This window comes from Vibrio sp. TRT 29B02, assembly GCF_050113655.1.
Classification (GTDB): domain Bacteria; phylum Pseudomonadota; class Gammaproteobacteria; order Enterobacterales; family Vibrionaceae; genus Vibrio.
Genome location: NZ_JBNJOJ010000002.1, coordinates 88,654 through 103,721 on the forward strand (window position 1 = coordinate 88,654; position 15,068 = coordinate 103,721).

Consider the following 15,068-nt stretch of genomic DNA (forward strand, 5'->3'; position numbering starts at 1 on the left):
ATTCCCCTATGCCAAGAAAATTTATTAAACGCTTTATGCCTGACCACGAAGTAATTAAGCGTCAAAAGGCACTAAAGATTTTTGGCAACGTGCTTTACAACCCTAACCTATGGTGTCTTAACCGTCGTTCAGCCGCCGGTGCCTTTGCAGTAGGGTTATTTATGGCGTTTGTTCCTCTGCCAAGTCAGATGATCATGTCAGCAGGTCTCGCGATCATGTGTGGCGTGAACTTACCCCTCTCTGTTGCACTCGTTTGGGTCAGTAACCCTGTAACCATGCCCGTTCTGTTCTACTTCGCGTATAAGATTGGCGCGTGGGTAATGCACGTCCCACCTCAAGACTTTCATTTTGAGCTTTCTTGGGAGTTTATTCTCCACCAGATGACCACTATTGGCCCTCCATTCCTACTAGGCTGCATGATCTGTGGTATAGCCTCAGCAATGGCCGGCTACTTTGGCATCAAAGCCCTTTGGCGTTATTCGGTTGTACGCAGCTGGCAAAAACGAAAAATCAGAATAAGTGGCTTGTTGAAGAAGTAAACTTGCGATGTGTAATTGCGCAGGACAGATTTGCCAGACATGTAATTGAGATGTCGAATGGAATAAAAAAAAGGACCAGTAGGTCCTTTTTTATTGTTTTGATTGAGCGTTACTTTGAGCTCAGTACCGCCGCAGGATTAAGCTTACTCGCTCGAGAGGCTGGATACCAAGTCGCCAGCAAACTCAGCACGACCGCCGTCAACGACACCAATGCCACATCTGAGACATTGACCTGTGAAGGAAGAAAGTCGACAAAGTAGATATCACCAGACAAGAATTGATGGCCAATCAACGCCTCCAACGCCGTAATCATTGGCGTCAAATTAAGCGCAACTAGAACACCAATGGCACTACCAGCCACACTGCCGAGAACACCAGAAAAGACACCTTGCCAGACAAATATACGTTTAACCAGACCATCGCTTGCCCCCATGGTACGCAAAATAGCGATCTCAGCAGCACGATCTTTAACCGCCATCATTAATGTAGAGACGATATTAAAGCTGGCAACACCAATGACCAACACCATCACCAAATACATGATGGTTCTGACCAGTTGAATGTCTCGATACAAGAAACCATATTTCTGTTGCCAACTGCGCAGATAAACATACACATCTAAGGTATTGCCTGCTTCTCTTACAATTTGCGTTGCTTGCAATACATCGGTGACACGGACTGAAACACCACTAACGCCGTCACCCAATTTGGCGTACGCCTGTGCATCTTCGAGTGGGATCAATGCCAAATTGTGATCGATTTGACCATTTAACTTTAACAGTCCAGCGACCTTAACGCGCACACGCTTTGGAGCCTGAACCTTCGTTGTCACACCGCTTGTGGGGATCATTAGCGTCAGATAATCGCCTTGTTTGACTTGCAACGAGTCCGCGACACCTTGACCTAAAATTACCTGTTGCTGGTTAGGCTTGAATGCTTGCCAAACTTGGGCATCGATAAACGCATTGAGATTGGAGACTTTACTCTCTTGTTGAGGGTCAATCCCTCGGACCTCTATCGCCTTTAGTTGCGTTCCTTTCTCGGCAAGAGCAGTCAGCTTAACGTAAGGAGCGGCAGCTTCAATTTTTGGATGTTTTTCAGCTTGGGTGACCACATTGTGCCAATTACTTAGCGGGCCTTTTACCCCTTCGAATTCACCATGTGAGATCACCGACAAGACCCGGTTATTGAGCTCTCGTTCAAAACCATTCATCGCCGAAAGGCCAATGATAATAACGGCGACTCCGACAGCGATACCAATGGTCGAGGACAGTGAAATAAAAGAAACCATTTTATTTCGCTGTTTGGCTCGACTGAATCTCCCACCGATAAATAACGATAATGATGAAAACACTTAGACCCCCTCTAGATTGAGTAGCAGGCCATCTTGCATGTGTAGCTGGCGATCCATTTTGGCCGCAAGTTCACCATCATGAGTGACGACTAGGAAAGCCGTCTCTGATTCTTGATTCAATTCGCGCATCAAATCGTAAATTGCTAGCGCCGTCGAATGATCCAAGTTGCCAGTCGGCTCATCAGCCAACACCAACGCAGGGCTGTTCACCAGGGCACGAGCAATCGCTACGCGTTGGCGCTCGCCTCCTGACAGTTCAGCGGGACGATGCTCTAATCGGTGACTCAAGCCAACTTTATCAAGCAATGCTTTAGCAGCCAGTTTTGCTTGGCTGACTTTTACGCCACCAATCAATAAAGGCATCGCAACATTTTCAATCGCACTAAAATCAGACAACAAATGATGAAACTGATACACAAATCCTAAGTGCTGATTGCGCAGTTTGGCTTGGTGGTTGGAGCTAAGCGTAGCGAGATCATGGTCGAGAAAGGTAACGTGCCCTTGTGTCGCATCGTCGAGCGCACCAAGAATGTGTAACAGAGTACTCTTACCCGAACCGGACGTACCGATAATTGAAGCTAGCTCTCCTCTCGCTAATTCAAAGCTGACACCCTTTAATACTTGAGTATCAAACGCTCCCTCATGATAGGTTTTACACACATTGTGGCACTTGAGAAGGTTACTCATATCTTAAAGCCTCAGCTGGTTTTACAGAAGATGCGCGGTAGGAAGGAAACAAGGTTGCAGCAAGGCTTAGCGCGATGGCCAACACCACAACAACGACAATTTGAGTCGGATTAATTAATATGGGCAACTCCCCTCCAATAGAGAAAAGAGCCACTCCTGCGCTATCAAGGATCTGGTTGAGATTACTGGCCAGAGCGATACCAAACGCCCCACCGATCAAAGCACCAATCACACCACTACTTGCACCTTGAACCATAAAAATGGCGAGCACCTGACGGTCAGTCATACCCTGGGTTTTAAGGATTGCCACTTCCGCCTGTTTTTCCATCACCACCATAATCAAGGCAGAAATAATATTGAATGCCGCGACGCCTATGATCAGTCCCAACATCAAGCCCATCATGTTTTTTTCCATGCGAACTGCTTGGAATAGCTCACCGCGTTGGTCTCGCCAATCCTGCCACTTCCAACCTTGAGGCATTGGCTGTTCTGCTATATCTGCGACCACAAAAGGGTCATTAAAAAACAAACGCCAACCTGTCATAGCATCGTCATTTAGACGCATTAACTTACCCGCGTCTTGGATGTGGGTCAGCATCAACTGGCCATCAACGTCCGAGCCTGTGTTATAGATGCCTGCGACAGTAAACAATCTCTGACTAGGTATACGTCCAAGAGGCGTAAACTGACTGGCACTTGTCACCATTAGGCGCACCTTATCGCCGATCGTCACGTCCAAAGATCTCGCTAATGTGTGTCCAATGAACAGCTGATATTTCCCCGCTTGCAAATTGGCTAGTCGCCCCGCAATAAGGTGCTGTTCGATCGGATCATGTTCAGAGGGTTTAATGCCTATCAGTAACCCAGCGCTCAATTGACTGACACTTTGTATCACCGCTTCACTTTTTACTATTGGTTCTGGGTGCCCTGCATCGGAGAGCTTGGAGACAAATTCTGGCGGCGTCGAGCTGTACTCCGTCGCGCCAGCCGTTTGCGAGACTATCGCTTGTGGCAACACACCTAAAATGCGCCCTTTCAGCTGGGCTTCGAAGCCATTCATTACCGATAAAACGGTAACCAAAGACATCACACCAATAGTGATGCCTGCGGTCGACATATAGGAGACAAATCGACTAAACCTGTCACCGGATCGCCCGCGCAGATAGCGTAACCCGATAAAGGTAGAGACTGGATGAAACATAGTAGAAACCAAAGTTAGAGTCTAGGGACCTAGTAATTGTCGTTTACTCTACCGATTAATTGAGGTCGGTTGTAGTGTTTAATTGCCAATTAGTCGTTAAAATATGTAATAAACAAAGGGATACCTTGATTAGTTGTCAGGTATAACGATAATCAATGCTCTAAAGCATAAGGAATCGAGCATGTCTGACCAAGAGTTCTTTACCGTTAATCACACCATCACCGTTAATATTGAGCCATTGGCAGACAACGAATCGTTGCCAAGCGCAGAAAAATTTGAAGCGGAAATCCCCGCGCCTTTCATCGTCGCCAGTGAGTTCAGCAATCTCGACTTACTCAATGACAATGCACGTGGTGAACTTAAGAACAGCGAATTCAAACATGTCATTCAACTGCTTGATACTCAAAACTCTAAGCTGAATTTACTCCTTACCTTCATGTTGTCACAGCAAGATGATGCCACGCTGCGTCATCACACCCATTCATTTGGTGCGAGTCAGTTTACCTATATGTCAGACTCCGTGATTAAGCTTGGCACAACGCTGCGTGTAAAAATGTTTCTCGATCATCCTGCTGCGGCAATTTATTGCTATGGCCATGTTGCCAACATTGAGACCAATAGCGATACCCACTTAATCACTGTTAAGTACGGTCGACTCAGAGACATTGACCAAGACCTGCTGATTAAAGCCGCGCTATACCAACAGCAGAAACTACTTCGCCAGCGTTCACTAAACCGCGACAAATAACGACTTTCATTATGTCTAACTCATCTTTACTTAATCTCGCATGCCCAGATGGCGCAGGAGACAAAAAACAGTTCGGAAATCTGCGTGGTGCCAGTTTAGCACTCGCCATTGCAGAGCTAGCTGAACGTCATGGTGCCCACACACTGCTGGCGGTACCGGATCCTCAAACGGCTCTGAAACTACAACAAGAGATTGAACAATTCTCTCGTCATGAAGTTGCCCTCTTTCCTGACTGGGAAACGCTGCCTTACGACAGTTTTTCGCCTCATCAGGAAATCATCTCTGACCGAATTTCCCGTTTGTATCAATTACCGACACAGACATCCGGTATCACCATTGTGCCTGTCAGCACGCTGCTGCAACGTCAGTCTCCACGAGAGTTTCTCTTGCAGCATACCTTAATGGTTAAAGTAGGCGATTTGTTCTCCTTAGAGAAGCTGAGACTTCAGTTGGAAAAATCCGGTTACCGTAATGTCGACCAAGTCTTTGGTCCTGGTGAATACGCAAGCCGAGGGTCGATTCTCGATCTATTCCCTATGGGCTCAAGTGACCCATATCGTATCGATTTCTTTGATGATGAAATCGATACGATTCGCACGTTCGATCCTGAAAATCAACGTTCGATTGAAGATACTAAGGAAATCCGCCTGTTACCTGCTCACGAATTTCCGACCTCTGAATCTGCAATTGAAGACTTTCGTATTCGCTGGCGTCAACGCTTCGAAGCGCGCCGCGAACCCGAGTCCGTCTACATGCAGGTATCGAAAGGCACATGGCCTGCGGGCATCGAATATTGGCAGCCACTGTTCTTCGAACACAGCGAAACTCTGTTTGATTACATACCTGAAGATAGCTTACTAGTCACCGTCGGTGACTTAGAATCGGCTATTGATACCTTTTTGACCGATGTTGACTATCGTTACGATCAGCGCAAAATCGATCCACTGCGCCCACTGTTACCACCGCAAGAGCTTTGGCTGCAAAAGGATGAGCTCTTTAGTCAATTCAAACTGTTACCACAAGCCAAACTGTTTGTTGACCCTGTCAGTGAAAAACAAGGACGATTCAATCCTAACATCGCACCCTTACCTGAATTAGCGGTTCAGCATCAGAACAAAGAACCCATGGCTGCCCTTCGCCAGTTTAGCGAGTCCTTCAAAGGAAAAGTCGTCTTCTCTGTCGAATCCGAAGGTCGCCGTGAAGCCCTACTTGAGCTATTACAACGGATAAAATTACGCCCAGAACCAGCTAAAAATTTTGAGCAGGCACTGAGTAGCCAAGCCAAATTCAGTTTTATCCTCGGTTCCTCAGAACACGGGTTTGTCTATGGTGATGATCAACTCGCCTTAATCTGTGAAAGCGATTTGCTCGGTGACCGTGTCATTCAACGTCGCCGTAAAGATCGCAAAGTCACCAATAGCGATGCGGTCATTCGCAACCTTGCTGAACTGCAAACCGGTCAACCTGTCGTGCATATCGACCACGGTATTGGGCGCTATATAGGCTTGCAAACCCTCGAGGCAGGAGGGATGACGACCGAGTACGTTACCCTTGAATATCAAAATGAAGCTAAGCTATATGTGCCAGTGGCATCACTCAACCTAATTAGCCGCTATTCAGGCGGTGCAGAAGAGAGTGCCCCATTACACAAACTGGGTGGTGAAGCGTGGGCTAAAGCGCGTCGTAAAGCCGCAGAGAAAGTACGTGATGTCGCTGCGGAGTTGCTTGACGTCTATGCAAAACGTGAGCTCAAGCCGGGCTATAAATTTGCCTTAGACCGTGGTCAATACGCCACTTTCAAAGCTGGCTTTCCGTTTGAAGAAACGGATGATCAATCGATGGCAATTAATGCGGTACTTTCGGATATGTGCCAGGCAAAAGCCATGGATCGCCTAGTGTGTGGCGACGTAGGTTTCGGCAAAACTGAAGTGGCCATGCGCGCCGCCTTTGTCGCTACGGACAACGGAAAGCAAGTGGCAGTCTTGGTTCCAACCACTCTACTCGCTCAGCAACACTTTGAAAACTTCCGTGACCGCTTCGCAAATCTGCCAATACGTGTTGAAGTACTGTCTCGCTTTAAAACCGCAAAAGAGCAGAAACTCGTATTGCAGGATATCGAGGACGGTAAAGTCGACCTAGTGGTCGGTACCCATAAACTGCTCTCCAACGATATTAAGTTTAAGGATCTTGGTCTGCTAATCGTTGATGAAGAGCACCGATTTGGTGTTCGTCAGAAAGAGAAAATGAAGGCGATGCGCGCTGACGTCGATATCTTAACTCTGACCGCCACACCGATTCCACGTACCCTCAACATGGCGATGAGTGGTATGCGTGATCTGTCCATTATCGCGACGCCACCTGCAAGGCGCTTAGCAATCAAAACCTTCGTCCGCCAAAGTGATGATGCGGTGGTGAGAGAGGCGGTACTGCGTGAGATTATGCGCGGCGGTCAAGTGTACTTCCTTCACAATCAGGTCGAGACCATTGAAAAGGTGGCTGCTGACTTAGAAAAACTGGTTCCAGAGGCCCGTGTCACCGTCGCACATGGACAAATGCGAGAACGCGAACTCGAGCGAATCATGAACGATTTCTACCACCAGCGTTTCAACTTGTTGGTGTGTACCACGATTATTGAAACGGGTATTGACGTTCCAACCGCCAATACCATCATCATGGATCGTGCCGATAACCTTGGTTTGGCTCAACTTCATCAGTTACGTGGACGCGTTGGTCGCTCTCATCATCAGGCGTATGCTTATCTCCTCACGCCACATCCCAAAGCGATGACAAAAGATGCGGTCAAACGTTTGGAGGCGATCGCTTCGCTCGAGGATTTGGGCGCTGGCTTTACCCTCGCCACCCATGACTTAGAAATCCGCGGTGCGGGTGAACTACTTGGAGATGAGCAGAGTGGTCAGATTCAGTCTGTCGGTTTTACCTTGTACATGGAGATGCTGGAACAAGCAGTAGAAGCACTCAAGGAAGGCAAAGAACCGTCACTTGATGAATTGCTGCGTGAACAAACTGAAGTCGAGATGCGTCTACCAGCACTGTTGCCTGACGACTATATACCAGACGTCAATACTCGCCTCTCTATGTACAAACAGATAGCGAGTGTCAGTACTGACGATGAGTTAGGCGAACTGAAGATTGAACTGATTGACCGTTTTGGTCTGTTGCCTGAAGCAACTCAAAATCTACTCTCAGTCGCACAACTTAAACTGAAAGCAGCATCACTAAAAGTGAAGAAGATTGAGGCTCACGATAAAGGGGGCTTTATTGAATTCTATCCGGATGCTGACATTAACCCTATGTATTTGGTTAAACTATTGCAATCTCAGCCACAAAAATTCGCAATGGATGGACCAACTAAGTTCAAGTTTACGATACCATTAGTGGATAGACGCAAACGCATTCAATTTGTTAATGACATGCTGGGCGAGTTCCAGCAGAATCTATTACCTAAGGCTTGAGTGTTTACAAAATTAAATTAAGGTGCCATGCACCTTTTCATGGAGTTGCAATGAAGAAACTGATCCCGCTGTTGCTAATGCTTGTAGCAATGCCGTCAATGGCGCAGCGTCAATTCGATATCGAAGTGATCATTTTTAAACGTGCCGTTGATGCGGAGCAAACCGCTGAATCATGGCCGGCTAACCTGCCAAAAATCGATTTAGAACGAGCTGGAACATTTGCGGATGCGAGCTATCGTGCAAAAAAAGGGGTGCAAATGCTCCCTTATTCAGAGTATGCGCTAACCGATGAAGTGCAAAAGCTTAAGCAGCACGCTGGTTTTGAAGTGTTGATGCATAAAGCATGGCGTCAAGGGGATCAGGGAAGACTGTCTGCCCCGACCTTCCACATTCAAGCTGGCTATGACTTTTCAGGCAAGTTTAATACTGACGGCTCAATGATCGGCACGACCGGCCAACAGGTGTTAGAGGGCGTCACAGAGCAATCTATTCCTAAAGCCATCTATCAACTCGACGGAAAACTCCAGATTTACGTAGAACATTATCTGTATGCTGACGTTGAACTCGACCTTAAAGCGCCAAGCGTACGTGAAGTCACGTTAGAAGAGCATCAACCAGAATCACTGAGTGATCAGAGCAGCGACGAAAATCAGGTTGTTCAGATCGGACTGATGGAGGATGTCACTCCCATCGTTCACAAAGAAGAGTATCTCAAGAGCTACCGACTCGATCAGAAGCGCCGTATGCGCAGCAGTGAAACACACTTCCTCGATCACCCACTTATGGGCATGATCATTCAGGTTCGCCGTGTTAACTAATCTTGCTTTTAGCCCTCTACTGAGGGCTATTCTTTTATGAGCCCAGATTACCAAATCATTACACCCAGACTAATCTTGCGCCTTATCGAAAGTTCAGACAGCGATAAGTTGCAGTCTTGTATCGTGCGTTCCCCCACCCTTCATCGATGGGTTGATTGGTGCCATGCAGATTTCACCAATGATGATGCTGAGCGCTTTATCCTCGCAACCAGACTGAATTGGGTAAAATCCGAAGCCTTCGGGTTTGGTGTTTTCTGCCGAAAAAGCGATGCGCTCATTGGAATGGTGGCGATCAACGAACTTTATCACACCTTTAACATGGCGAGCATTGGCTACTGGATTGCTGACGATTATCAAGGTCAAGGGCTCGGTACTGCTGCAGTTAACGCCCTCATTGAGTTTTGCTTTTCACAGCTAAAAGTCACGCGTATAGAAGTGGTTTGTTCCCCTGAGAACCTAGCCAGTCAAAAGCTGATCGAGAAATGTGGTGGGCTATTTGAAACGCGTGCGCGAAATCGGTTTATATTTGATGGTCTTGCTCAAGATGGCTTGGTTTACTCGATCATTCCGTAACCAATTCCACACATAAAAAAAGAGCGCTAAGCGCTCTTTTTTTACACATGAAGCTTATTAGTGAAGCTTTAAATTTGGTCGTAGAACTCGGTTAATACGACCCATCAAGATGATCAGTGCGGTCTTAAATAGACCGTGCAACGCCATCTGGTGGAGGCGATATAGTGAAATGTAAACCACACGAGCAATGCGACCTTCAACCATCATTGAGCCTTTGGTCAAGTTCCCCATCAAACTACCTACCGTAGAGAAACGGCTCAGTGACACCAATGAACCCTTGTCTTTGTAGACATAAGGTTTTAGCTCACGACCGTTCAGCTTCGCGACGATATTGTAGAAAGCTCGGGTCGCCATCTGGTGTGCAGCCTGAGCGCGTGGTGGCACAAATGAACCATCGGCTTGGGTACACTGAGCCAAATCACCAATAACGAAAATGTCATCATCACGAGTGGTTTGTAGTGTATCTTTAACCACTAACTGGTTGATGCGGTTAGTCTCAAGACCTGCAATATCTTTGATGAAATCTGGTGCTTTAATACCCGCAGCCCACACCATGATCTGAGCAGGAATCTTGTCGCCGTCTTTTGTCGTAAGACCATCTTCATCAGCTTGGGTTACCATGGTCGCGGTGCGAACATTCACCCCCAATTTAGTCAGCTCTTGATGTGCTGCTGAAGAGATACGTGGAGGCAAAGCAGGAAGAATACGTTCGCCCGCTTCGACAAGATTGACATTCAGCTTGCTTGAATCTAGATCGCCAAAACCATACGTTCTCAGCTCTTTGACAGCATTGTGTAATTCAGCAGAAAGCTCTACCCCCGTTGCACCCGCACCGACGATGGCAATATCAACCGTACCGTTACCGTTCTTAGCATGGAGTTTAAGGAACTCATTGTTCATTTCTGTACGGAAACGATGAGCCTGTTCAGGGCTATCAAGGAAGATACAGTGTTCACGCACACCAGGAGTGTTAAAGTCGTTTGAAGTGGAGCCAATCGCCATCACTAGAATGTCATATTCTAGCTCGCGGCTCGGGATCAAAAGTTCACCGTGCTCGTCTTTCAGTTCGCAAAGCTTAATGACCTTACGCTCACGGTCGATATCTTGCAGACCGCCCATTTGAAAGTCAAAGTGGTGGTTTTTTGCGTGTGCGCGATAGCTTAACGCGTCAACGCCTTCATCCAATGAGCCTGTCGCAACTTCATGCAAAAGTGGTTTCCATAAATGGCTTGCCTTGCGGTCAACCAAGGTGACTTTTGCTCGTCCTTTGCGGCCTAATGTGCGACCAAGTTTAGTCACAAGCTCAAGACCACCTGCACCGCCGCCTACTACGATAATTCGTGTCACAGCATCTCTCCTCAAAATTATAATAAAACTTAATCGAGTCGGTATTCCGCCTCGATGGAATTCTGTATTTTTGGGACACCTAGGGTTTTAACCCATCAGAGGTTCCGACCTAGAGGGACATAAAATGTGACATGCTAATGGATAAAGAGTCATTAGACTCCGAGCCAATTGTTAAAACAATCACTCGTTGATGGGCAGATTTTCCATCCGCTCTCAATTTTTTTTGATATTTATCAAAAAATTTGTAATTAGCTCATTATATCTAGCTTAATAGGACACGCAACCAAAGATTGCACTTATCTCAGCGATATTTATATTCTCAGCATAGATTTAGAACAAAAAAAAGCGGCACTAGTGATTTCATGCCGCTTTAAACAAAATAGTGGTGTTTAACTCTTTTTGAATGCCTCTATCGTTTTGAGGTGCTGAGAGATCTTCTTAAACTTATGAGACTGCGTTTCATCCCAGATGATGTCGTAGTAATCTTCTAACTCAGCTGCGGTTTTACTATTGTCGTGTACTTCATCCTCTTTCGATAAAATCACTAGGCAGCGGCCTTTGTTCTTGGTTCTGAACTCAGAGACGCACTTAGTCGCAATATCTTCGTACTCTTCAGGACGGTCAATTCGCCCCTGCATGGTTAGCTCAGGATGAAGATTCGGATTAAACATGACTTGCTTAATACCACACAAGAAGCCAATTCGTTCTGACCAGTAAGCACCAAGACCCACACCACATATCACCGGCTGAGTATCACCTGCTTGCTCGATAACTTTGTGTACTTCTTTGAGTAAGTGCTGCATATCGTGCTTTGGATGGAGAGTACTGTAGTTGATAAAACGCACGTCATCGTCGATGAACTGCAGTTGCAGTACTTTTTCGTGGTTGCCTGGGCTGGTCGAATCAAAACCATGTAAATAAATAATCATTGTATATCCCCCGATCCTTGTGGTTTAAATCTACCACGAAAACTAAGGTTTAAAAGTCGTCATTATGAGATTCGCTGACCGAATACACTAAACAGTGATCTTAGCAACAAAACGTCTCTTTCAGTGCACGCGCTTGGGTTAAATATTGTTCATCGCCCCATAACTGGTATGCCAGTAAATACCATAGCATGGCCATCATGGTTGCTCTCGGCTTCCAAGCCATAACACCTTCAACCCAGTCATCAACACCTTCAACTCCACGTAACTGACAGTAACGATACACAGCTTCAAGTGGCTTCTCTTCCATGACGTCAATACTCAACGTCAGATCAAGACGCGGATCGGCAATTGCCGCATACTCCCAGTCGATAACCTTATTACCCTGCTCTGTCTTGACCATGTTGTAGCCAGCTAAATCAAAATGACACAAGGTATGCCCTACATCGGCAAGACTCGGTGCCGAACGCCACTGAGTATAGATAGCAAGATAAGGATCCACTTTGTATTCATCATTAAGCAACATCCAATAGTGATCCACTCGCGCCGTATAATTAAAAGGCGCTACGGGAATGCGCTTAATATCGACTTCATGAACTTTCACCATTGTCTTTAATAACGAGTCAAAAGTGAGATCATTGGTCAAGGGTTGTCCCTCAATCCAATCAACCAGTAGTCCTTGATCGTTGATATGAATGGCTTTCGGAGCCAAATGGCTGGATTCAATAGCGGAGAGGATTTGATACTCTTGAAAACGAGATATCGAAAAGGCTTGGGTAATATGGGTGGTAGGTCGCCATACATAGGCTTGACCGTCGCTGGTCACTACCTTCCAACAACGATTTGTCAGCCCCCCGGTTAGCGTTTGGGCATAATCAGGGGGCATAGCGAAGAAGTGATCTAACGACGACAATGAACGGTCCAGAGAACATGCTTCATTCCAAGACATACGCGCCATAGTTCACTCCTTCCGCTTAGAGAGCCATTACAGACCTAAAAAGCTTTTCGATTCTTGTTTACGGATTTCTGTTTCGTCCGCCCACTCAATCAAGCCAGTTTCAAGATCCATCAGACGCATTGTCATCTTGTAGTAAACGTCTTTGTCGCTACCTGCGTTTTTCGCGATGCTAGAGAGGTTTCCGTAAAGCATGTACTGAGCGCCAACCATCTTACCAAACTGAATAGCGGTACTTTGATTGACGAGTTCATCGTTATTCTGGAAGTTCAATTGTTCACGAACAGATTCCACTCGATCCATATCGACGAAGCGGAATTTACCAGAATTCAACATCTTAGTACTGATGGTATCGGTGATGGATTCAGTATCAATATGCTCACTGGTTTTGTTTTTGATACGCTCGACAAACACGATCGGACGCGAATCTCGTGTAATAGCGGAAACAGAACCAGACATCATCATGCTGTCGACCATTTCACCAGCGATTTTCTGTAGGTCAGTTGAACCAAAGTCAATCGTTGTTGTTTCAACGGCTTGAGCGTCTCCGTAGCTTACTTGGTTTGAACAACCACCCAAAACGACAGCTAAACCAAGTAATGCAATAACACTTTTCTTCATTGTTGGTTCCTTAAATCTCTAAAGTTTAGTTATATTGTTAATTATTAAGTTGACGAATCTGTACTCGGAACTGGGTTCCGTTTGGATTGACAGATACCTCAGAAATTGAAATCTCTTCAGTACCACGAATCACTGCCTGACGCCATGGTCCTTGCTTGTTGTTAACTTCTAAACCTTGATCGTCATACCAGTAAAAACGGTATTGGACATACTGGTCACCAGTGTACTGACTGATTAATCGAACTACGCCTCGCGCTCTACCATCCACCTGAGTGGTCGATATATCGTCTATGGTTAAGCGACCGGCAAGTACATTGTCACCAAATAAAACGGTTTGTGACGCTCCATCAATACGAAGCCCAGCGGTATTCTCTGCACAACCTAGCAGAGTTAATGCCATCACTGCTGAAATAAGCCATTTTTTCATCGTATGTTCCCTAACTGTTTATGCCAGATGGTTGAACTCTCACCTTGACGAGACAGCCAAACTAACGCGGTTCGACCAGCTTCGACATTAAAGGTGTAGTCCTGACCATTAATCTTCATTTTTTGCTCACCCGGTTCAACGACAGCGCTAGCGCTGTATATCTCACCAGGCAGAGTAAGCCAACTACGTGTGTCGGGTTGTTCTGTTAACGTATTCCAAACATTGAACAGCAGATTGCCGACATCATCACCTTTAGCCGCTTCTTTCCTCAATTGATCCTTAGCCCAAACTCGCAACGCCTGTCGAATCACGATCGACGGCATACGTTCAGACAAGTCGCGTTGTGCCATCAAGTTAACATCCGTCAACAGACTTCCACTAAGATGGTCATTGTTCAAGGTTATTGGTGAAAAAGCCTCACTCTGCACCTGAGGATAATATGGCAAGGCTATAGAATACCACGCGCCATCTCCACGACTGTCATATAACGGCAAAGCTTGTTTCCAGCCCTGCAATGCCTCAACAACACCACGTTCATCAATGACGATGACCCTTCCTTTGCCGCTCTCTAAGTAACTGGCCTTGCCGTAACGTTGTTCGAGTTTTACCAAGTCTTCTCTCATGCCGAGACGCTTTGCCACTCGTTTGGTGCCATCTATGACTTGTTGATTATCCGGCATTACGGCCAACGCTCGGCGGTAGTCAACATAAGCACTGTTCAAATCATTGTCAGCTTCATACAGTAAAGCCGATAAATAAAGTAAATAACCACTTTGTACCGCCTGAAGGGTTTTGCCTGCGTCTGGGTAGTTCGACAATACAGAGCCTAAGTTTGGCGTTAAACCCTGTTGCTCCATCTGATTCTGGGCTGACTCGAGATCTTTTTCTCGATCCTTACGCGCTTGCTCCTGAACTTGGTTGGCTCGTCTCATCTCAATCAAAGCCCCCTCCAAGTCATTTTGCTTCAGGTAGTTTAATCCTAGATAGAGATGGAGAAAGCCAAGTTCGTAGTCAGCAGGTTGGTAGGTGTTGAGATTATCATTGACCGCCAACGCACTCAGGCTCATCGCACTTTGAGTGACTGACACAGTCGCTTGATCTTGCTGAACTCGAACAGCTCTATCACTTAGCCCAAGTGCTTCCTTACTCTCAGGATATTGCTGGTTCAGGAAGTAGACTCGGCCACTTTCAAAATTATCCAGAATATCGCCTGCGACGTAGTCAGGCAGAGCCGCCTCCGCTTGTTGGTAATCACCGCTTTTTACTAACTGATGTAACTCGCCATTTTGTGCACTGTAATGACTAAAGAGATTACCTGCAGATAAGTTTGCGCAAGCAGAGAGCGCTAATGAGCACCCCAAAATGAACGCGAGTCGAATGTGGTTATGCACTTCGTACC

At 46.3% G+C, this 15,068-nt stretch carries 14 protein-coding genes; 5 read left to right on the forward strand and 9 right to left on the reverse strand.

The features are described from left to right. Positions 1–8 precede the first annotated feature (8 nt). A complete protein-coding gene (locus ACQEXT_RS01680) occupies positions 9–539 on the forward strand; it encodes a DUF2062 domain-containing protein (RefSeq protein ID WP_138973319.1) in 531 nt (176 codons plus the stop codon). Between the two features lie 109 nt (positions 540–648). On the opposite strand, the gene lolE is transcribed toward ACQEXT_RS01680, so the two are convergent. The 3 genes from lolE to lolC are packed head-to-tail and all read right to left on the reverse strand — an operon-like array spanning position 649 to position 3,781. Beyond that, the gene (gene lolE, locus ACQEXT_RS01685; protein WP_426950348.1) at positions 649–1,893 is read right to left on the reverse strand and encodes a lipoprotein-releasing ABC transporter permease subunit LolE; all 1,245 of its coding nucleotides are present in this window, start codon (positions 1,891–1,893) and stop codon (positions 649–651) included. Continuing rightward, the gene (gene lolD, locus ACQEXT_RS01690; protein WP_331417302.1) at positions 1,894–2,580 is read right to left on the reverse strand and encodes a lipoprotein-releasing ABC transporter ATP-binding protein LolD; all 687 of its coding nucleotides are present in this window, start codon (positions 2,578–2,580) and stop codon (positions 1,894–1,896) included. Further along, positions 2,573–3,781, reverse strand: a complete 1,209-nt coding sequence (lolC, locus tag ACQEXT_RS01695) for a lipoprotein-releasing ABC transporter permease subunit LolC (RefSeq protein WP_331426599.1) — start codon at positions 3,779–3,781, stop codon at positions 2,573–2,575. Before lolC ends, lolD begins: the two co-directional genes overlap by 8 nt. 181 nt (positions 3,782–3,962) lie before the next feature. Between lolC and ACQEXT_RS01700 the strand changes: the two genes are divergently transcribed. From ACQEXT_RS01700 to ACQEXT_RS01715, 4 genes are read left to right on the forward strand one after another with little or no spacing between them, the layout of a single operon-like run. Next, entirely contained in the window at positions 3,963–4,529 is a 567-nt protein-coding gene (locus ACQEXT_RS01700) for a PilZ domain-containing protein (RefSeq protein WP_426950351.1), read from the forward strand. Between the two features lie 11 nt (positions 4,530–4,540). Then, positions 4,541–8,002 carry a transcription-repair coupling factor gene (gene mfd, locus ACQEXT_RS01705; RefSeq protein WP_426950352.1) on the forward strand — a complete coding sequence of 1,154 codons (3,462 nt, stop codon included), beginning with the start codon at positions 4,541–4,543 and terminating at the stop codon, positions 8,000–8,002. Between the two features lie 50 nt (positions 8,003–8,052). Continuing rightward, the gene (locus ACQEXT_RS01710) at positions 8,053–8,820 is read left to right on the forward strand and encodes a peptidoglycan binding protein CsiV (protein ID WP_138973325.1); all 768 of its coding nucleotides are present in this window, start codon (positions 8,053–8,055) and stop codon (positions 8,818–8,820) included. 36 nt (positions 8,821–8,856) lie between these two features. Next, positions 8,857–9,393, forward strand: coding sequence for a GNAT family N-acetyltransferase (locus ACQEXT_RS01715; protein WP_426950354.1), 537 nt, complete (start codon positions 8,857–8,859; stop codon positions 9,391–9,393). A 57-nt stretch (positions 9,394–9,450) separates the two neighbouring features. Here ACQEXT_RS01715 and ACQEXT_RS01720 read toward each other — a convergent pair whose 3' ends face one another. The 6 genes from ACQEXT_RS01720 to ACQEXT_RS01745 all read right to left on the reverse strand — a co-directional run bounded on the left by ACQEXT_RS01720 (position 9,451) and on the right by ACQEXT_RS01745 (position 15,060). Then, on the reverse strand, positions 9,451–10,740 hold the full coding sequence (locus tag ACQEXT_RS01720; protein WP_138973327.1) for an NAD(P)/FAD-dependent oxidoreductase: 1,290 nt from the start codon (positions 10,738–10,740) through the stop codon (positions 9,451–9,453). Positions 10,741–11,129: 389 nt separating this feature from the next. After that, positions 11,130–11,669, reverse strand: a complete 540-nt coding sequence (ycfP, locus tag ACQEXT_RS01725; protein ID WP_426950355.1) for an alpha/beta hydrolase YcfP — start codon at positions 11,667–11,669, stop codon at positions 11,130–11,132. Positions 11,670–11,769: 100 nt separating this feature from the next. After that, positions 11,770–12,624 carry a phosphotransferase gene (locus tag ACQEXT_RS01730; protein WP_426950356.1) on the reverse strand — a complete coding sequence of 285 codons (855 nt, stop codon included), beginning with the start codon at positions 12,622–12,624 and terminating at the stop codon, positions 11,770–11,772. Positions 12,625–12,651: 27 nt separating this feature from the next. After that, complete coding sequence (gene lpoB / locus ACQEXT_RS01735; protein WP_138973330.1) at positions 12,652–13,242, reverse strand: penicillin-binding protein activator LpoB; 591 nt, start codon at positions 13,240–13,242, stop codon at positions 12,652–12,654. Positions 13,243–13,279: 37 nt separating this feature from the next. Continuing rightward, positions 13,280–13,669, reverse strand: coding sequence for a YcfL family protein (locus tag ACQEXT_RS01740; RefSeq protein ID WP_331417294.1), 390 nt, complete (start codon positions 13,667–13,669; stop codon positions 13,280–13,282). Then, positions 13,666–15,060 (reverse strand): hypothetical protein, encoded by a 1,395-nt coding sequence (locus tag ACQEXT_RS01745; protein WP_331426597.1) that lies wholly within the window; start codon positions 15,058–15,060, stop codon positions 13,666–13,668. The genes ACQEXT_RS01740 and ACQEXT_RS01745 overlap by 4 nt, the downstream gene beginning before the upstream one ends. Positions 15,061–15,068 lie beyond the last annotated feature (8 nt).